The 18386-nt window shown below is 37.2% G+C and carries 17 protein-coding genes, 1 pseudogene and 2 riboswitches; of the genes and pseudogenes, 12 read left to right on the top strand and 6 right to left on the bottom strand.

Annotated elements, in window-relative coordinates; all coding sequences use genetic code 11:
- Positions 1-82: 82 nt before the first annotated feature.
- Complete coding sequence (locus tag CN326_RS07175) at positions 83-712, top strand: MBL fold metallo-hydrolase (protein WP_098307764.1); 630 nt, start codon at positions 83-85, stop codon at positions 710-712.
- Between the two features lie 10 nt (positions 713-722).
- On the top strand, positions 723-1838 hold the full coding sequence (locus CN326_RS07170) for a class I SAM-dependent methyltransferase (RefSeq protein WP_098307762.1): 1116 nt from the start codon (positions 723-725) through the stop codon (positions 1836-1838).
- Between the two features lie 158 nt (positions 1839-1996).
- Here the strand turns inward: CN326_RS07170 and CN326_RS07165 are convergent, their stop codons facing one another.
- On the bottom strand, positions 1997-2287 hold the full coding sequence (locus CN326_RS07165) for an ArsR/SmtB family transcription factor (RefSeq protein ID WP_000894376.1): 291 nt from the start codon (positions 2285-2287) through the stop codon (positions 1997-1999).
- Between the two features lie 354 nt (positions 2288-2641).
- Here CN326_RS07165 and CN326_RS07155 point away from each other — a divergent pair, with 354 nt between their 5' ends.
- Together CN326_RS07155 and CN326_RS07150 are read left to right on the top strand one after the other, a co-directional pair.
- Positions 2642-3487 carry an MBL fold metallo-hydrolase gene (locus CN326_RS07155; protein ID WP_098307760.1) on the top strand — a complete coding sequence of 282 codons (846 nt, stop codon included), beginning with the start codon at positions 2642-2644 and terminating at the stop codon, positions 3485-3487.
- Between the two features lie 78 nt (positions 3488-3565).
- Positions 3566-4012 carry a GNAT family N-acetyltransferase gene (locus CN326_RS07150; protein WP_255258106.1) on the top strand — a complete coding sequence of 149 codons (447 nt, stop codon included), beginning with the start codon at positions 3566-3568 and terminating at the stop codon, positions 4010-4012.
- 129 nt (positions 4013-4141) lie between these two features.
- Here the strand turns inward: CN326_RS07150 and metC are convergent, their stop codons facing one another.
- Positions 4142-5305, bottom strand: a complete 1164-nt coding sequence (gene metC, locus CN326_RS07145; RefSeq protein ID WP_098307758.1) for a cystathionine beta-lyase — start codon at positions 5303-5305, stop codon at positions 4142-4144.
- Complete coding sequence (locus tag CN326_RS07140; RefSeq protein ID WP_098307756.1) at positions 5302-6414, bottom strand: methionine biosynthesis PLP-dependent protein; 1113 nt, start codon at positions 6412-6414, stop codon at positions 5302-5304. Before CN326_RS07140 ends, metC begins: the two co-directional genes overlap by 4 nt.
- A gap of 73 nt (positions 6415-6487) precedes the next feature.
- A riboswitch (SAM riboswitch) is annotated at positions 6488-6607 on the bottom strand.
- A 202-nt stretch (positions 6608-6809) separates the two neighbouring features.
- A riboswitch (SAM riboswitch) is annotated at positions 6810-6920 on the top strand.
- 73 nt (positions 6921-6993) lie between these two features.
- On the opposite strand from CN326_RS07140, the gene CN326_RS07135 reads away from it, so the two are divergent.
- The 7 genes and pseudogenes from CN326_RS07135 (at position 6994) to CN326_RS07105 (ending at position 15558) form a co-directional block, all read left to right on the top strand.
- Entirely contained in the window at positions 6994-8829 is a 1836-nt protein-coding gene (locus tag CN326_RS07135) for a bifunctional homocysteine S-methyltransferase/methylenetetrahydrofolate reductase (RefSeq protein ID WP_098307754.1), read from the top strand.
- Complete coding sequence (metH, locus tag CN326_RS07130; protein WP_098307752.1) at positions 8826-12227, top strand: methionine synthase; 3402 nt, start codon at positions 8826-8828, stop codon at positions 12225-12227. The genes CN326_RS07135 and metH overlap by 4 nt, the downstream gene beginning before the upstream one ends.
- A 34-nt stretch (positions 12228-12261) precedes the next feature.
- Positions 12262-13320, top strand: a complete 1059-nt coding sequence (locus CN326_RS07125; RefSeq protein ID WP_098307750.1) for an undecaprenyldiphospho-muramoylpentapeptide beta-N-acetylglucosaminyltransferase — start codon at positions 12262-12264, stop codon at positions 13318-13320.
- 85 nt (positions 13321-13405) lie between these two features.
- Positions 13406-13628: pseudogene (locus CN326_RS07120) on the top strand (DUF3966 domain-containing protein).
- A 74-nt stretch (positions 13629-13702) separates the two neighbouring features.
- Positions 13703-14074 carry a group-specific protein gene (locus CN326_RS07115; RefSeq protein WP_098307746.1) on the top strand — a complete coding sequence of 124 codons (372 nt, stop codon included), beginning with the start codon at positions 13703-13705 and terminating at the stop codon, positions 14072-14074.
- Positions 14074-15051 (top strand): HD domain-containing protein, encoded by a 978-nt coding sequence (locus CN326_RS07110; RefSeq protein WP_141525000.1) that lies wholly within the window; start codon positions 14074-14076, stop codon positions 15049-15051. The genes CN326_RS07115 and CN326_RS07110 overlap by 1 nt, the downstream gene beginning before the upstream one ends.
- Before the next feature lie 15 nt (positions 15052-15066).
- A complete protein-coding gene (locus tag CN326_RS07105) occupies positions 15067-15558 on the top strand; it encodes a hypothetical protein (RefSeq protein WP_098307742.1) in 492 nt (163 codons plus the stop codon).
- Between the two features lie 13 nt (positions 15559-15571).
- Here the strand turns inward: CN326_RS07105 and CN326_RS07100 are convergent, their stop codons facing one another.
- On the bottom strand, positions 15572-15889 hold the full coding sequence (locus tag CN326_RS07100; protein WP_098307740.1) for a hypothetical protein: 318 nt from the start codon (positions 15887-15889) through the stop codon (positions 15572-15574).
- Positions 15890-16289: 400 nt separating this feature from the next.
- Between CN326_RS07100 and CN326_RS07095 the strand changes: the two genes are divergently transcribed.
- Positions 16290-16505 (top strand): DUF3912 family protein, encoded by a 216-nt coding sequence (locus tag CN326_RS07095; protein ID WP_141524999.1) that lies wholly within the window; start codon positions 16290-16292, stop codon positions 16503-16505.
- Between the two features lie 51 nt (positions 16506-16556).
- Here CN326_RS07095 and CN326_RS07090 read toward each other — a convergent pair whose 3' ends face one another.
- Together CN326_RS07090 and CN326_RS07085 are read right to left on the bottom strand one after the other, a co-directional pair.
- On the bottom strand, positions 16557-17951 hold the full coding sequence (locus tag CN326_RS07090; protein WP_098307738.1) for an L-cystine transporter: 1395 nt from the start codon (positions 17949-17951) through the stop codon (positions 16557-16559).
- Positions 17952-18058: 107 nt separating this feature from the next.
- Complete coding sequence (locus tag CN326_RS07085; protein WP_098307736.1) at positions 18059-18301, bottom strand: DUF2626 domain-containing protein; 243 nt, start codon at positions 18299-18301, stop codon at positions 18059-18061.
- Positions 18302-18386 lie beyond the last annotated feature (85 nt).

The following is an 18386-nucleotide window of genomic DNA, read 5'->3' as shown; positions in this document are numbered from 1 at the left end:
GTTGTCGAGGTATCGTTTCTTTTCTTATGAGAAGAAAATGTTGTATGATGAAAATGAGTGTAACGACTGGAGGAGATTAAGAGTGAATTGGATTCAGATGCCGTTAGGCACACTGCAAACAAATGCGTATATTTTAAGTAATGATCAAAAAGAATGTATTATTTTTGATCCAGGTAGTGAAGGGGAAAAACTTGTAAATTATGTAAAGAAAGAACAGTTAAAGCCGTTAGCTATTTTATTAACACACGCACATTTCGATCACATTGGTGCGGTAGATGAAGTACGTACTGCTTTTCAAATTCCGGTTTATGTTCATCAAGAGGAGGCTGATTGGCTAGGAGATGCTACTTGTAATGGCTCGCAAATTTTTATGATGAATCGTAGTATTACGGCAAAACCTGCGGACCACATCATCGAGGAAGAAGGAGTATTAACAATTGGTTCGTTTTCATTTGATATGTATGAAACACCAGGTCATTCACCAGGAAGTATTTCGTACTATTGCAAAGAAGCAAATGCTGTATTCTCCGGAGATGTTTTATTTCAAATGAGCATTGGCCGTACTGATTTGCCAGGAGGCAGTTTCCAAGAATTAATCATGAGTATTGAAGAGAAGTTATTTGTACTGCCGGATGATACAAAAGTGTTATGTGGACATGGCCCAGAAACAACAATTGGTTTTGAAAAAGAAAATAATCCATTTTTACAATAGGGGTACGAGGATGGAACACGTTCTAAAACAAGCAATGGAAAAAGAAATAGATCAGTCTATTTCTTATAGTACATATATGAGCCTTGCATTATATGACGTAAACAATGGCTATTATATGAAAGAACGTGAAAAAATCGGAAGGCAAGGAGATTTTTTTACAAGCAGTAATGTGTCTTCTGTTTATGCAAAAACATTTGCTCATTTTTTTATTCAGCTTGTGAAATCAGAAGTTGTTTCACCGCATATATGTGAAATTGGTGGGGGAACAGGAAGATTTGCGTATGACATGTTACAAGAGTGGCAAACGATATCTCCTGATACGTTTGAAAATATGCAATACTCAATTATAGAGGTGAGTCCGTTTCATAGAGAGTTGCAGAAACAACAACTTATTTCTTTTTCAAATGTTTCGCAATATGCATCCTATGAGGAATTGGGAGCTTCCTTTACAGGAATTGTTTTTTCAAATGAGTTGTTTGACGCGTTTCCTGTAGAAGTGATAGAGAAACGAGAAAGAATGTTATATGAAGTACGTGTAAAGTATAACAGTGAAGGTAGACTTGTTGAAGTATTGCGACCGCTGGATAGTGAAAGTGTTATAAAGTATTTGCAAAGACATCAAATTTCACTATATGAAGGACAACGATTTGAAGTACCGTTACAAATGAATGATTATGTAAAACAGCTGACAAGTTGGCTGCAAGAAGGATTGCTTATAACGATAGATTATGGTTATACAAATGAAGAATGGGCGCATCCAGCTCATCGTGAAGGAAGCCTGCGAAGCTATTATAGGCATCAAATGATTCCTGATCCTCTTCAATTTCCAGGAGAGATGGATATAACAACTCATATTCATTGGGATGCCTTGAAGACAGTTGGAGAAGAGAAAGGATTACAAACAGTATGGCATACGAAGCAAAGAGAATTTTTGCTAGCTGCAGGTATTTTAGAACAGCTTGTAAATCATGAAGATCGTAATCCGTTTTCTGATAAGCAAAAGAAAAATCGTGCGATTCGTTCTATGATTTTACAAGGTGGTATAGGTGATGCTTTTGATGTTGTGATTCAGCAAAAGGGGATTTCGCGTTTAAACTTAGAGCATTATCTACATATTTTTTCATAAGACAAGGCGCAGAGTAAAACTCTGCGCCTTGTTTTGTAGGTTAATACGACGTTTTGTTTAGGATTATGTAGTATTTATATTTTTTCTCATGATATATATTTATATTAAAGATATGAGATTAAAAATATACAATACACCCTGTTTTTATTTAAATACCCCTAACCTAGTAATACGCGAACTAATTGAATAATCGTTTCATTTTCTACTTTGTAGTAAATTTCTAGCCCTTTTCTTTCGCTCGAAACAATCTTAGCGCTTTTTAATTTTGCTAAATGTTGGGAAATTGTAGATTGGGGCATGTTTAAACCTGTATACATTGTAGAAACGTTACTTGGACCTCGTTCAATTAATCCTTTTACAATACATAAACGAACTGGATGAGCAAGTACTTTTAATAATTCCGCATTATTTTCATACAATTCTAATTCCTTTTGAAAGGTTTCTAACATATTCTTTTCCACCTCCATGCGTGCTGTTATACCATAATATACATAACAAAATTTTAAAGCAATGAAAACAGTTGTTGCAAAAAAAATGCCCTAAAGTAAAGAAACTGTAAGAAAAGAGAACATGGTGTAAATAAATTAGATAATTTTGGACGTTTTTCCAATGAGGTAAATCAAGGTTTGTAGATTGAAATAACGGATATTTTTGTTCTTAATAAAAAACATTTTCATTTATGTCACAATTTTACCATATTTTATTTTTCTTTCAATAATATAATTGAAAATTTTTGGAATAATTAGAAAAGGAGTTATATATATCAATCTAGAAATTAATAAGGATGGAAAGAAGGGATAGTCATGAGGATAGAATTTTTAGGAACAGGCGGAGCCACACCGATTCCGAGACCAGGGAGTTATAGCAAAGTAAGCAAAGAGGCGAGGGAAAAAGGTTTACCATATAGTAGAATGGGACCAAGTGTTTTTATTCACGATCTTCATTTATTAATTGATACACCAGAAGAAATACGATTGCAATTAGAGAGATCTCACATTTCAAAAGTAGAAGCCGGGATTTACTCACATTGGCATCCTGATCATACGATGGGCCGGAGAATTTGGGAAACGATGGCGTTTGAAACGAACAAAGCTTGGGCTACTACTGTGTATGTACCAGAGCAAGTAGCAGAAGATATGGAAAAATTTCTAGGATCGTGGGATCATCTGCAATTTATGCAGCAACAAGGATGGATTGATTTAATCGTATTACGAGATGAGCAATCTTTCGTGAAAAATAAAGTGAAAGTTACTCCGTTTCGTTTACATGAACAATATGTGTATGCGTTTTTATTAGAAGAAAAAGAAAAGCGGGTATTGATTGCAATGGATGAATTATATAAATGGGAACCACCCGCTCACCTAATTGGTAATTTAGATGTAGCTATTTTGCCGATGGGAATCGTCGAGTTTGATTGGAAGACGAAAGAGCAAATAAGAGACCGTGCTTTTATTGAGCGTATACGCGAGGCGACGTTTGAAGATACGCTAGAAGTAGCGAAGCAATTACAAGCAAAACATACAATCATTACGCACATTGAAGAAGTAGATAATCTTGGATATGACGAACTGAAAGAAATCGAAGCTGAATTGCGGGCAGAAGGTATGAATATAACGTTTGCTTACGATACGATGCAGATTGAAGTGTAGAGGGGCAAAATACATGGCTACATCAAAAGGAAATCTCTATGGAAGCTTATTTTACTGGTGATGGGAGAGAAAGAATATATGATGTCACTTCCAATTCTAAAAGCTAATAATCAAGATGTGAGCGTTATTTTAAAGCATTCTGCAGCTGGGGTATATGAAAGTACTGGTAAGACAGTTAACCCTTCGAAAGAAAAGGTATATGCAATGTTTACCGCTATACTGGAAAAAGGGGGATATTATCTAGTAGCCAAAGAAGAGGATCAAATACAAGGATGGATTCTTCTTGGTCAAAATAGAGATTACTTTACAGATGCAATCCATGGATTTATCTATGATTTATTTGTCTTACCTGAATATCGTGGAAAAGGACTATCTAAGATACTTATCCAGCACGGAATTGAGGAGTTAAAATTAAAGGGCTATGAAGAAATAGGTTTAAATGTATTTGCATCGAATACGGCGAAAGAATTATATAAAAGATTAGGTTTTAAAGAAACACAAATTTTAATGAAATTATCCGTTTAATAGATTTAAAGCTAAATGAATTTTCTTCATCTAGCTCTCTTATTTCTCCTAACGGAAAGTATTTGTTTTGAGTCTATAATTATTTTCTACCTATAAATCGCTTCTATGCATGACCAGATTTAACCTTTTTTAAGAGATAACGACCTCTTCTACATACGTAAGCGCATGCTCAAAGTCCGCAATTAAATCGTCTGCGTTTTCTAATCCAACAGATAAGCGTAGCAGTGAATTTGAAATCCCTCGTTTTTCACGTTCTGCTTGTGACATCGCAGCGTGTGACATTTTTGCTGGATACGAAAGAATCGATTCAACAGCTCCTAAACTAACAGCGAATACGGGAAGCTGAATATGTGCTAGAAATTGGCGTAATGCATGTTCAGATTCTAGTGTAAAGGAAAGGACAGCTCCTGCTGATTTTGCCTGAGCGTGCTGTGTTTCATATCCGGCGTGGGACAGTAATCCAGGATAGTAGATATCTTTAATTTTTGGATGCCCTTGCAAATAGCAGGCAATTTTTTCAGCGCTTCGTGAAGAGTGCTCTAAGCGAACGTGCAATGTTTTTAAGCCGCGAAGGACGAGGGAACAATCTTGCGGTCCTAATATAGCTCCAAAAGAATTTTGTAAAAAGCCAACTTTCTTTGCAAGCTCTTCATCTTTTACGACTGCCAATCCGGCGGTAACGTCGCTATGACCGGCAATAAATTTTGTTGCACTATGGAGAACGATATCAGCCCCAAGTTCTAATGGCTTTTGATATAGTGGTGTTAAAAATGTATTATCAACAAAAGTGAGCACACCAACAGATTTGGCAAGTTCACAAACGGCTTTAATATCTGTCACTTTTAATAATGGATTTGATGGTGTTTCAACATAAAAAACTTTTGTATTCGGCTGAATAGTGCGTTCTACTTCTTCTAAATTTGTCATGTCAACGAATGTGTGAGAAACGCCGTATCGAGAGAGAACTTCAGTTACAATTCGATATGTACCTCCGTATACGTCTTCAGAAATAAGAACATGGTCTCCTTGTGATAAAAGAAGAAAAGCTGTTGAAATAGCAGCCATGCCAGATGAGAACGCAAATCCTTTGCTCCCGCCTTCTAGTAAAGCAATTATTTTCTCGAGAGCTTCGCGCGTTGGATTTCCAGAGCGACTATAATCATATTTTCCAAATGCATCTACATCAAATTGATGAAATGTGGATGTGTTATAAACAGGAACATTGACAGCTCCTGTTTGTTTGTCATGTTTAAAACGATTATGAAGTAAAAGCGTATCTAGTGAATAACTCATATTCTCACTCCTTCTTTTACTTGTTTAAGTGCTTGCTGTAAGTCTTGAATTAAATCATCTTGATTCTCAATTCCCACAGAGAAGCGGAGCAGACGATTACAAACGCCGCGGGCAGTGCGAATGTCTTCTGGTATATCGGCATGCGTTTGTGTTGCTGGGTATGTAATGAAGCTTTCTACGCCGCCAAGGCTTTCTGCAAACGTAATAAGAGACAGAGATTGTAAGAATGGATCAATCCATGCTTCTTTTTTCAGTTTAAAAGAGATCATACCGCCTTTTCCCGGATAAAACACATCGGTTATAGATTCCTCCCCTTGTAAATAGGCAACAATTGCTTTTGCGTTTTCTTCATGCTGCTTCATGCGCAGTGCTAATGTTTTCATGCCGCGTATTAAAAGCCAAGAATCAAATGGGCTTAACACAGCTCCAGATGCATTATGATAGTGGGCAAGTTCCTCGCATAGTTTTGCACCTTTAGCAACGACAAGTCCGCTTAACACATCGTTATGACCTCCTAAATATTTTGTAGCACTATGCAGGACAATGTCCGCTCCAGTTGTTAATGGTTGTTGTAAATACGGCGTGTAGAATGTGTTATCAACAATAAGAAGCAAGTTGTGCCGTTTTGCAACGGTAGCAACTGCTGCGATGTCCGTTACTTGCATAAGCGGGTTTGTTGGTGTTTCTATGAAAATTGCTTTTGTATTTGGTGAAATTGTTTTTTCAATTTCTTGTATATGCTGCGTATCTACGTATCTACATCGAACATCCCATTTTTGTTCGTGCTCTGTAAATAAACGATATGTTCCGCCGTATAAATCTTCAGATACAATAAGTTCGTCACCAGATCGGAATAGTGAAAGGACAAGAAGAACAGCAGCCATTCCTGAGCTACAGGCATAGCCTTGCTCTCCTTGCTCTAAGTCGGTGATTGCGCGCTCTAATAGAAGACGTGTTGGGTTTCCTGTTCGGGAATAATCAAACCCTGTTGACCTTCCAATTCCTTCGTGGCGGTACGCAGTGGAGAAGTAAACGGGTGGATTGACTGCTCCTGTTGTTGTTTCACTGCGATTTCCAATTTGAGCAAGCTTCGTTTCAATTGTAGACATAATAGAATTCCTCCTTATACAAAATAAAAAAGCCTTCTAAGAAGAAGGCTTATATATGACGAATATAGTCTTCTTCTTATCTGTCAAATCATTTCTCAATTTGCTGGAATTAGCACCTTATTAACAAATAAAAAGCTTGTTAATGGTTGCTGAGGCGTCAATGGGCCAGTCCCTCGACCTCTCTCGATAAGAATTCGAAATATGAAGTTTTTTTATTATGTTTTTTTACTTTACAACAAATTTAGAAAGAAACGCAACTATATTTTGAATAATTTTATTTTTCTTTATTTTCGTTGACTTTCTCACTTCAACATGCTAAATTAATGAAAAAATTAACAAAGATTGTTAATAAGTGAACGGATAGTGTTTACTTTTGGCATTCACAATAGAATGAACTCTTATCAAGAGTGGTGGAGGGAAAGGCCCTGTGAAACCCAGCAACCTTCAAACAACGTGTTTGAAACGGTGCTAAGACCTGCAGAACAAATTGTTCTGAATGATGAGAGGAGGATGAAATGCTGTCCCCCTCTTCATTGAGAAGAGGGGGTTTTTTATATTAGAAAGAAGAGAGGGAGATATGTGAAATTACTAGATTTATTGCAAAGAGGAATTGTTATTGGGGACGGGGCAATGGGAACATTGTTGCACTCTCATGGTTTACAAAGCTGCTTTGAAGAGTTGAATTTATCTGAACCGGAGCGGATTATTTCGATTCATAAACAATATGTTGCAGCCGGAGCAGATGTTATTCAAACAAATACATACGGAGCAAATGAAGGAAAACTTCGCATGTATGGATTGGAGGATCGCGTAAGAAAAATTAATCGTGCCGCTGTAAGACATGCAAAAGCAGCTGTGACAGAAAAGAATGCAATTGTTGGAACAATCGGTGGTATGAAACACATTGGAGCAGTTACAACGACTGATATGGAACGAGAATTTATGCTCTTAGAGCAAGCAAATGCCTTACTAGAAGAAAATGTTGATGGGCTATTATTAGAAACCTTTTATGATGAATTTGAATTGCTTCATGCAGTGAAAGTATTACGAAAGCAAACAAACGTCCCTCTTATTGCACAGCTTGCTCTTCACGAAGCTGGTACAACTCAAAATGGAAATAGTGTAGATGGTGTATTGAAGCGGCTTATAGAGTATGGTGCAAATGTGGTCGGATTAAATTGTCAATTAGGGCCGCTTCATATGATCGAATCTTTTAAAACAATAGCAATTCCTGAATATGGTTATTTATCTGCATATCCAAATGCCGGTCTTCCTAAATATGTAGAAGGTCGTTATGTATATGAAGGAAGCCCTGCTTATTTTGAAGAGATGGCGCCAGAATTTATTAAGCAAGGAGTTAGGTTACTTGGTGGTTGTTGCGGTACAACCCCTGCTCATATCGAAGCAATGAAGCGGGCACTTAAAAATGAGCGTCCTGTAACAGCTAAAGAAGTTGTAAAGCGTGCAGAAGTAATAGCAACGAAGCGTGTAAATACAGTGAATCGAATTACATTAGCAGAAAAAGCGAAGAAAGAAACGACAGTGATTGTTGAGCTTGATCCGCCAAAAACTTTGGATACGCAACGGTTTTTTGAAGGAGCAAAAGCGTTGAAGCGTGCGGGAACAGATGCTATTACGTTAGCAGATAATTCCTTAGCATCACCGCGTGTATCAAATATGGCGATGGGTGCGTTATTAACAAAGCATGATATTCCTGTATTGACCCATTTAACGTGCCGTGATCATAATGTGATCGGGCTGCAGTCTCATTTACTTGGATTAGCAGCGCTCGGTATGGAGGAAGTATTGGCATTAACAGGGGATCCAGCACGCGTTGGTGATTTTCCGGGTGCAACATCTGTATATGACCTTTCTTCTGTAGAGCTTATTAAAATGATTAAAGAAATGAACAATGGGCGTTCTATTTTAGGGAAATCAATTGGAGCAGCTACTCATTTTTCAGTGGGCGGAGCCTTTAATCCGAATGTAAGACATATAGAAGCAGCTGTAAAACGCATGGAGAAAAAAATTGTAGCTGGCGCTGAGTATTTTTTAACGCAGCCCATTTATGATGCGGCAGTCATTCGAAACGTATATGAAGCAACGAAGCATATCGAACAGCCGATTTTTATTGGCATTATGCCACTTGTAAGTAAACGAAATGCAGATTTTCTACATTTTGAAGTACCAGGTATTACTCTTCCAGAAGAAGTGAGAAGGCGTATGGACGGGCATAGAACGTCAGAAGAAGCAGTGGCAGAAGGAATTCTTATATCTCAAGAGTTAATTGATGTCGCGATGGAATTATTTAACGGTATTTATTTAATTACACCATTTTTAAAGTACGAAGTGACAGAAGCACTTGTTAGGTATATTCAAGCGAAGAAAGAGCAGAAAGAAGGAATAAATGTATGAGACCAATCGAGGAAAGATTGCAGCAAGAAATTTTAATTTTAGACGGTGCAATGGGAACGATGATTCAACAAGAAGACCTTTCAGCTGCAGATTTTGGTGGTGAAGAGTATGAAGGCTGTAATGAATATTTAGTAAAAACACGCCCAGATGTTATTATACATATTCATAAAGAGTATATCGAAGCAGGAGCAGATATTATTGAAACGAATACATTTGGTGCAACGAACATTGTACTAAGTGATTATAATATCTCTCACTTAGATGAGGAGTTAAATGAAAAGGCAGCTCAATTAGCGAAACGAGCTGTAATAGAGAGCGGCAAAGAAGTATATGTAGCAGGTGCGATGGGGCCAACGACAAAAGCGATTAGTGTTACGGGTGGGGTGACGTTTGAAGGGCTTATTGAGGCATATACAAGACAGGCGCGCGGGTTACTGCGTGGTGGAGTAGATTTGTTACTTGTAGAAACAAGTCAAGATATGAGAAATGTAAAAGCAGCCTGTTTAGGAATTGAAAAGGCATTTATCGAGACAGAGAAAAAAGTTCCTCTTATGATTTCCGGAACAATTGAACCGATGGGAACGACGTTAGCTGGGCAAACAATTGAGGCATTTTACTTATCGGTAGAGCATATGAATCCATTATCAGTAGGGCTAAACTGCGCAACAGGACCAGAGTTTATGAGAGAACATATTCGTTCACTTGCAGAGTTATCAGAGTGCTATATTTCTTGTTATCCAAATGCTGGGCTTCCGGATGAAGACGGTCATTATCATGAATCGCCGCATTCGCTTGCATATAAAGTGAAGCAGTTTGCAGAAGAAGGTTGGGTCAACATTGTTGGTGGTTGTTGCGGAACGACGCCAGCACATATTCGTGCGATGAAAGAGGCGTTGCTATCATTTCAGCCACGTGTGAAGCAAGAAAGAAAAGGGCATGGAATTAGCGGGCTTGAAGCGTTGCAATATGAAGATGCAATGCGCCCGTTATTCGTTGGGGAGCGTACGAATGTAATTGGTTCACGGAAATTTAAACGTCTTGTTGCAGAAGGGAATTTTGAAGAAGCAGCAGAAGTAGCAAGGGCACAAGTAAAGAAAAATGCCCATATTATCGATATTTGTATGGCAGATCCAGATCGTGATGAAATAGAAGATATGGAGAATTTCCTGCAAGCTGTGACGAAAGTATTAAAGGTGCCAATTATGATCGATTCGACAGACGAACAAGTTATGGCGAGAGCTCTTACTTATTTGCAAGGAAAAGGAGTGATTAACTCCATTAACTTAGAAAATGGAGAAGAGCGTTTTGAAAAGGTGATTCCACTTATTAAACAGTACGGAGCCGCTATTGTTGTTGGAACAATTGATGAAATTGGTATGGCGGTAACGGCCAAGCGGAAGCTAGAAATTGCCAAAAGAAGTTATGAATTATTAACAACAAAATACGGGGTACGTCCATCTGATATTATTTTTGATGCACTTGTATTCCCTGTTGGAACAGGTGATGAAGAATATATCGGTTCAGCGGCAGCAACAATTGAAGGCATTCGGCTTATAAAAGAAGCGATGCCCGAGTGTTTAACGATATTAGGTGTAAGTAATATTTCGTTTGGTTTACCACCAGCAGGACGCGAAGTATTAAATTCAGTCTTTTTATATCATGCCACAAAGGCAGGCTTAGATTATGCAATTGTTAATACTGAAAAACTAGAGCGCTATGCCTCTATTTCTGAAGAAGAAAAAGCATTAGCAAACGCTCTTTTGTTTGAAACAACGAAAGAAACGTTAGAAAAGTTTACAAACTTTTATCGAAATGTGAAGCAGAAAGAAGTCGTAGCAGCTGAAACGTTAACGCTTGATGAGCGCTTATCTCATTATATTGTTGAAGGAACGAAGCAAGGATTACACGATGACTTGCAAGCTGCGCTTGATGAAGGAAGAAAGCCGCTTGACATTATTAACGGGCCGCTTATGGCAGGAATGGATGAAGTAGGACGCTTATTTAATAATAATGAGCTAATTGTTGCAGAAGTGTTGCAAAGTGCAGAAAGCATGAAAGCGGCGGTTGCTTATTTAGAGCCATATATGGAGACAAATGATAGTGCGAAGAAAGGGAAAGTATTGCTTGCAACAGTAAAAGGGGATGTACATGATATCGGTAAAAATTTAGTGGAAATTATTTTATCGAATAATGGATATGATATTGTGAACCTCGGTATTAATGTGCGATCTGACCGCATTATTCAAGAGGTAAAAGAACAAAAGCCTGATATTATTGGATTATCAGGATTACTTGTCAAATCTGCGCAGCAGATGGTGACAACAGCGGAAGATTTAAAAGCAGCAAATATCGATGTTCCCATCGTTGTCGGCGGAGCTGCGCTGACGCGGAAATTCACAGAAACGCGCATTTCTCCTTCTTACCAAGGACTTGTCTTATACGCAAGCGATGCGATGACAGGGTTAGATCTTATCAATCGTCTGCAACACGAAGAGGAACGCGAAAAGATGCGTGAAGAAAAAGCGAAGCGCCACTTACATATTGTTGCAAAAGAAGAGAAAAAAGTAGTAGAGGTACCAGTTCAAATTGAAAAATTACCGCTAGTGCCAGTGATTGTACCAGATTCTACAAAACGTGTCGTTCTCCGCGATATTCCAGTAGCACATCTTGCTCCGTTTTTAAATCGACAAATGTTACTTGGTCATCACTTAGGTTTAAAAGGGAATGTAAAAAAGTTGCTGCAAGAAGGGGATAGAAGGGCTCATGAACTGAATGACTTAATAGATGAATTGCTTCGTGAAGGAGAATCGTGGTTGCGTCCGAGCGCTGTATATCAATTCTTTCCTGCACAAAGCGAAAACCAAGATATTTTAATTTATGACCCGAAAGACCCAACGCGTGTATTAGAGCGGTTTACATTCCCAAGACAAGGGAAGGCACCGCACCGGACGTTAGGTGATTATTTACGACCGGTTGGAGATGAAATGGATTATGTTGCTTTTTTAGCTGTAACAGTTGGAAAAGGCGTACGCGCCGTAGCAGAAAGGTGGAAAGAGCAAGGTGATTATTTGCGCAGCCATGCTATTCAATCGCTTGCCCTTGAACTTGCAGAAGGCTTAGCTGAAAAAACGCATATGCTCATACGTGATCGCTGGGGATTTCCAGATTCATCAAACATGACGATGGAAGAGCGGTTCCGCACAAAGTATCAAGGAATTCGCGTTTCTTTTGGCTACCCTGCATGTCCGGAACTTGCTGATCAAGAAAAATTATTCCGTCTCATTTATCCAGAAGAAATTGGGATTTCCTTAACTGAAGGGTTTATGATGGAACCAGAGGCTTCTGTTACAGCAATGGTGTTTGCTCATCCAGAAGCACGTTATTTCAGTGTGTTATAATCTAAAGTAAAACTTCTATAAAAGGAGACTTACTGTGAAGACGATTATATTTACAGGCGGAGGTTCTGCTGGTCATGTTACACCTAATTTAGCGCTTATACCGCATTTTCAAAAGCGTGGGTGGAACGTGTGCTATATTGGTTCGCATAATGGAATTGAAAAGACCATCATTGAAAAAGAAGGGATTCCTTATTATGGTGTAGCAAGTGGAAAACTTCGCCGTTATTTTGATTTAAAAAATATTAAAGATCCCTTTCTTGTGATGAAAGGGGTTATGGATGCGTATGTACGCATTCGGAAATTAAAACCAGATGTTATTTTTTCAAAAGGTGGTTTCGTATCTGTACCAGTTGTAATTGGCGCATGGTTAAACCGTGTTCCTGTTTTTTTACATGAATCTGATATGACACCGGGGCTTGCAAATAAAATTGCTCTTCGCTTTGCTTCAAAAATATTTGTTACGTTTGAAGAAGCGAAAAAACATCTACCAAAAGAAAAAACAGTCTATACTGGTTCACCTGTGCGAGAAGAGGTTTTGCAAGGGAGTCGTAATAAAGGACTGCAATTTTTACGGTTCACTGCATCAAAGCCAGTTATTACGGTTATGGGAGGCAGTTTAGGAGCACGACGCATTAATGAAGCAGTGCGCGGTGCATTGCCGAATCTTCTTCAAACGTATCAAATTGTTCATCTGTGCGGGAAAGGAAATCTCGACGAAAAGCTTGAAAGTATGCCAGGATACAAGCAGTTTGAATATGTTCATGGTGAACTGCCAGACATATTAGCAGCAACAGATATTGTCATTTCTCGTGCAGGGTCCAATGCGATTTTTGAATTTCTAACACTGCAAAAGCCGATGTTATTAATTCCGCTTCCGAAGTCTTCGAGCCGAGGCGATCAAATTTTAAATGCACAGTCGTTTGAAAAACAAGGATATGGACGTGTGTTATTTGAAGAAGATTTAACGGAAACGTTACTTGTTGAATATGTGGAAGAATTGTATAAACATCGTTTGCAGTACAAAAGATCTATGCAGCAGTATAACGGACAAGAAGCGTTGCAAACGATTATTGATTACGTAACGAAAGCATGATTTCATAGAGATCATGCTTTTTAAATAGAGATAACAGCATACTTTATGTTACAATAACATAGATTTGACAGGGGGATTCTAATTGTTGACGCGTGAAAATACGGATGAGATTAGGAGTGACTACGTTGGGGCTAAGTCTCTATGAAAATATTGCTCTAGTTGTTTGTTTAGTATTATATATTGGTAGTATTATAGTTTATATGAGCCGGAATTTTTCACAAGAACGGAAACTAGAAAAATCAGAAATTAAAGCTGAATTAGATATGTTAAATGATAAAAGCAATCAAAAAGTAAAAAGAGAGTTATAGTTGTAAGCGTCCTCTTTTTTCATGCGTACGAAGGATTTCCCGTCTATTTTATATATAATAAGGAGAGAAGTAGTATGAAATTTTATATTACTTCAACCTTTACAAATAAACCTCTTGTCCGCCCTAATAAACTGAAACAAGCAGGGTGGATTCATACATATGATTGGACAAAAAATGAAAAAGCGACAAGTGGATTACAATTAAGAGATATTGGAAAAGCAGAAAAACAAGCTGTGCGTAACGCTGACGTTTTTCTGCTTTTATTAGATAGAGGAAAAGAGAGTTATACAGAATTTGGAATGGCACTTGCTTGGGATAAAAAGGTATATTTGTATAGTGAAAATCATTCTTTAGATACAACGTTTTACCATTTACCAGAAGTACATATAGTTGAAGGTAGTATAGAAGAATTTATTCAACAAGTGTTAGAGGGGGCAAAAGTTTGATTACAATTAATGATACTATATATGGTGAACATCATATAGATGGCGTGCTCGCGGAACTATTGCAATCAAAAGCAGTGCAGCGTCTAAAGAAGATTCATCAAGGTGGTGCAAGCTTTCTCGTGAATCCAACGTGGAATGTAACACGTTACGAGCACTCTGTTGGCGTTATGATTCTTGTGAAAATGTTAGGTGGTAGTGTAGAAGAACAAATTGCCGCCTTGCTTCACGATATATCCCATACAGCATTTTCTCACATTGTGGACCGCGTATTAGAGGAGCAAGATGAAGATTATCATGAACAAATTTTTATGGACGTTATTGAAGCTTCAGATATTCCATCTATTTTGCAGACATATGGCTATGATTATAGAATGATTGAGAAATGGGAACAATGGACGTTATTAGAACAACCTCTGCCGAATTTATGTGCAGATCGTATGGACTATACGTTACGGGATCTATACACATATGGAATGATTTCAAAGCAAGAAGTGTGCTCTTTTTTAGAAGACGTAACAGTTCATAACGGACAAATATGTTTACATTCTGTACAGGCAGCAGAATGGTTTACAGAAACTTATTATAAAGAAACGATTGATTTCTTTTTACATCCGTTGACGTCATACGGTTCTTATATATTAACAAAGGTATTACAAGAGGCGCTGCAAAAGAATATTTTGGATCTATCTGATTTTTCAGCCGATGATGAAACGGTATTACATATGTTGCGAAATAGTGGAGATAGTGAAATTGAGAAGATGCTTAGTTCCTTACATTCAAAAGTAGAATTAGAAGAGAACGATACAGAATACGACATTTGTTATAAGGGCGGAAAAGCACGATTAATTGATCCGTTTGTTTATAGAAATGGTAAGATGCAAAGAGCGTCTATCGTATCTCCATTTGTTAAACAGTGTAATGAGAAAGCGAAAAAGCAATTGAAAAAACGTATATATTTAAAAATAAAGAGTATATAAAAAGGAGATATAAATATGCAGTTAGAACAAGGGTGGAAAACAAACTTTCTAACAGTTGTACAGCAAAGTGAATATAAGAAAGATGCACTTTTAGCACAATTACTATTTGAAGATGGAGAAGAGGTAGAAGAACTCGTTGATGATTATGGGTATGAAGAGATTATAAATCGTGAACATGATGATGAACTGGAAGAGATCTTAGGCGAAGAGTTATTTTATGAACTTGAGCGTAACGTTTTTGTATCATCGCAGTCAAAAGAGAAGTTTATTTCCTTTATAAATGGTTTAGGATTTCATCTATTAGATTGTATTGTGTTGTTGGAATCAGAATTTCGTGTAGATAGTGCGACGTTTTCATCTGATGCAGTGAAAAAAATGGAGAAGCGTTTTCATAAGTTTCCTTATGTGGAAGGTGAACAAACGATTTTTGATATGGCATTAGAAGAAGCAGTTGAATTATTAGAGAATGCGTCAGGTCTTCAAATTAAAGAAAACATGAATGTATAAAGAAAGAACGTGCTTAGCACGTTCTTTTTTGTATACGTTCTGCGCTTTTATATTGCTTTTCAATGATTGTATTTAAATACTCAACCTTTCGTATGCAAGATTGTATATGCTTCTCGACTTCTTGCAATTCTGTAAGGTGATGTGTTTCAATAGGATGGATTTGTACGCTGAATTTTTCAAATTGAGCGCTATATGTTATTTCTGCATAACCGCTCATAATATCTGTCTCGTTGTGAAACAAATATTGTTTTGTTTTTTCACAATATGCTGCATTTTGAAATCCATATGATTTTAAGGTTTCGATGATTTTTGTAATGATTACTGTATTCATTTTTTTTCCTCTTTAAGAAATTCGATTTTATCTCGCTACTTTTGGGCAGTAAGACCCCCACTGATGGAAATTTCAATTTATCTCGCTATTTGCGGACAATAAGCCCTCTGCCTCAAGACTGTGAGAAAGTCAAAAAGGTAGTGAAGAATAAAGGCCTACAAAAAACGATGTGTGAAATTGATTATTAGTGAAGTCCCCACTAATCGGAGTTTCACTGTATTAGTATAACATGAGTATATTTTAGAAAGCGCTATCAATGTGTTTCTAATATGAATTTTTATGTATATTTTATACAATTAAAACAAATGAAAAATAATTGTAATAAAGCAAAAAGTAGGAGACTCTTTCATTGTTTCATCATATATATACAGAAATGGAGCAAATGAAAGAGGTGAAGATGTTGAACTTTGATATTACAGGACAAAAAGCATATGTAAAAGAGGGGCCGTATCGGAATCAAATTGGAATCGTAAAACGAAATGATACGGAGAGCATTACAAAATATGCGATTGTAATTGACGATATGAATATTGATATTGAATTAAAAGATATTGTTTTAATTGATGTAGATGTTCGGCAATTTCATGATTGGTGTGAAGAACATGGGTATTTGTAAAAAATAGATTATACAAATAAGAAAATCCCCTGAATGTTCAGGGGGTTTTTCTTATAATGCAACTTCTTCAGTTTTATTGACTGTTTCATTGTACGTATTTACATCTAATTCTCCGAGCCATTTGCTAGAAATCAAACCAGCTGTCATAGAACCGCTCACATTTAAAGCTGTGCGTCCCATATCAATTAATGGTTCAACAGAGATTAATAGAGCGACAATTCCAATTGGTAAGTTCATTGTAGAAAGTACGATGAGTGCTGCAAATGTTGCTCCGCCTCCGACACCAGCAACGCCGAATGAACTAATCGCAACAACGGCAATTAACGTTAAGATAAATTGCGGTTGCAACGGATCGATACCAACAGTTGGTGCAACCATCATCGCAAGCATTGCAGGATAAATACCGGCACATCCGTTTTGACCAATTGATACACCAAAGGATGCCGCAAAGTTTGCAATTCCTTCTGAAACGCCTAGTTTTTCTTTTTGCGCTTCAATATTTAATGGCAGTGTACCTGCGCTTGAGCGTGAGGTAAACGCAAATGTTAAAACAGGGAATACCTTTTTCAAATATTGGATTGGATTTAAACCAGAAAGAGCGATAAGTAATAAGTGAATAATAAACATAACAATGAGTGCTACGTAAGACGCTAATACAAAATTTCCAAGCTTTAAAATGGCCTGGATATCACTACCTGAAACTGTTTTTGCCATAAGAGCAAGTACGCCATATGGAGTAAGACGTAAAATTAATGTCACCATCCGCATTACGACCGCATATACGGCATCGAGCATCTTTTTAAATTGTTCTGCCTGTTCTGGATATTTCTTTTTCACTCCTAAGAAGGCAATCCCAATAAACGCTGCAAAAATGACAACAGAAATTGTTGATGTTGGACGAGCACCTGTTAAATCTAGAAATGGATTTGCAGGGAGTAATTCTAATAATTTTTGCGGAATGGGTGTTTGTTCCATGGAAGTGAATTTTTCTTCCACTAATTTTAAGCGAGCTGTTTCTGCATCACCTTGTTGCAAGCCAGTTGCTTGCACATCAAAACCAGCGCTTGCAGCAATTCCGACTGCAGCAGCAATTGCCGTTGTAAGAAGTAAAATACCGATAATAAAACCGCTAATTTTACCAAGATTATTTGTTAGTTTTAATTTTGTAAACGCTGAAAGAATAGAAACTAAAATAAGCGGCATAACGATCATCTGTAATAACTTAACATAACCGCCTCCAATTAAGTTAAACCAATTATTAGATTGGATAATGACTTCAGAAGTTGGTTTATAAAAAAATTGTAAAATAAGTCCGAATATAATTCCGAGTCCGAGTGCGGTAAATACACGTTTATTAAAAGAAACGTGCTTACGCTGCATATAATATAACACGCTGACTAATAGGAGCATAATTACAACGTTTATGCTAACTAACAATGTATTCATACTGTTTTCCTCCTTCAAATCTGTTACATACAAATATATTCCAATAAAACCTATAAGTCAACTGTGAAATGAGTTAGATATAAAAAAAAGATGGCGTATATGCCATCTTAATGTCCTATTCCTGGTGTAAGAAGGAATGTCGTATAGTATGTAAATCCAATGAAGAAAACTGTTAAATATGCGCCGAATACATAAATGTACATGCGCTCTGTTAATTTTAAATAACTTAAAAGTACAAAAAATCCTGTTTGTCCTAAAAACAATAGTGCTGCCCCATACAAATCCCCTAGATAAAACATGACTGAAAAAATACCAGTCCAAAAGCCGAGAACGCGAAACATGCGCTCCATCCCATTCCCCTCCTTCTATATGAACTTAATACTTCTTTTATTATAATGCACTTTTCTAACTATTGTAAACATTTGCAAAATAATA

Origin of the sequence: Bacillus sp. AFS018417, from assembly GCF_002560985.1 — a bacterium.
Lineage (GTDB): Bacteria > Bacillota > Bacilli > Bacillales > Bacillaceae_G > Bacillus_A > Bacillus_A rhizoplanae.
The sequence above is the reverse complement of the archived record's forward strand: the minus strand, read 5'-3'. Positions and strand labels throughout refer to the sequence as shown.

Bases quoted from the DNA above. Each gene is read 5' to 3' on its own strand.
- CN326_RS07115 (WP_098307746.1), top strand. From the start codon at position 13,703: ATGAAATTTTATATTACTTCAACCTTTACAAATAAACCTCTTGTCCGC.
- CN326_RS07105 (WP_098307742.1), top strand. From the start codon at position 15,067: ATGCAGTTAGAACAAGGGTGGAAAACAAACTTTCTAACAGTTGTACAG.
- CN326_RS07155 (WP_098307760.1), top strand. From the start codon at position 2,642: ATGAGGATAGAATTTTTAGGAACAGGCGGAGCCACACCGATTCCGAGA.
- CN326_RS07100 (WP_098307740.1), bottom strand. From the start codon at position 15,889: ATGAATACAGTAATCATTACAAAAATCATCGAAACCTTAAAATCATAT.
- metC (WP_098307758.1), bottom strand. From the start codon at position 5,305: ATGAGTTATTCACTAGATACGCTTTTACTTCATAATCGTTTTAAACAT.
- CN326_RS07170 (WP_098307762.1), top strand. From the start codon at position 723: ATGGAACACGTTCTAAAACAAGCAATGGAAAAAGAAATAGATCAGTCT.
- CN326_RS07165 (WP_000894376.1), bottom strand. From the start codon at position 2,287: ATGTTAGAAACCTTTCAAAAGGAATTAGAATTGTATGAAAATAATGCG.
- CN326_RS07140 (WP_098307756.1), bottom strand. From the start codon at position 6,414: ATGTCTACAATTGAAACGAAGCTTGCTCAAATTGGAAATCGCAGTGAA.
- CN326_RS07085 (WP_098307736.1), bottom strand. From the start codon at position 18,301: ATGGAGCGCATGTTTCGCGTTCTCGGCTTTTGGACTGGTATTTTTTCA.
- CN326_RS07090 (WP_098307738.1), bottom strand. From the start codon at position 17,951: ATGAATACATTGTTAGTTAGCATAAACGTTGTAATTATGCTCCTATTA.
- metH (WP_098307752.1), top strand. From the start codon at position 8,826: ATGAGACCAATCGAGGAAAGATTGCAGCAAGAAATTTTAATTTTAGAC.
- CN326_RS07150 (WP_255258106.1), top strand. From the start codon at position 3,566: ATGATGTCACTTCCAATTCTAAAAGCTAATAATCAAGATGTGAGCGTT.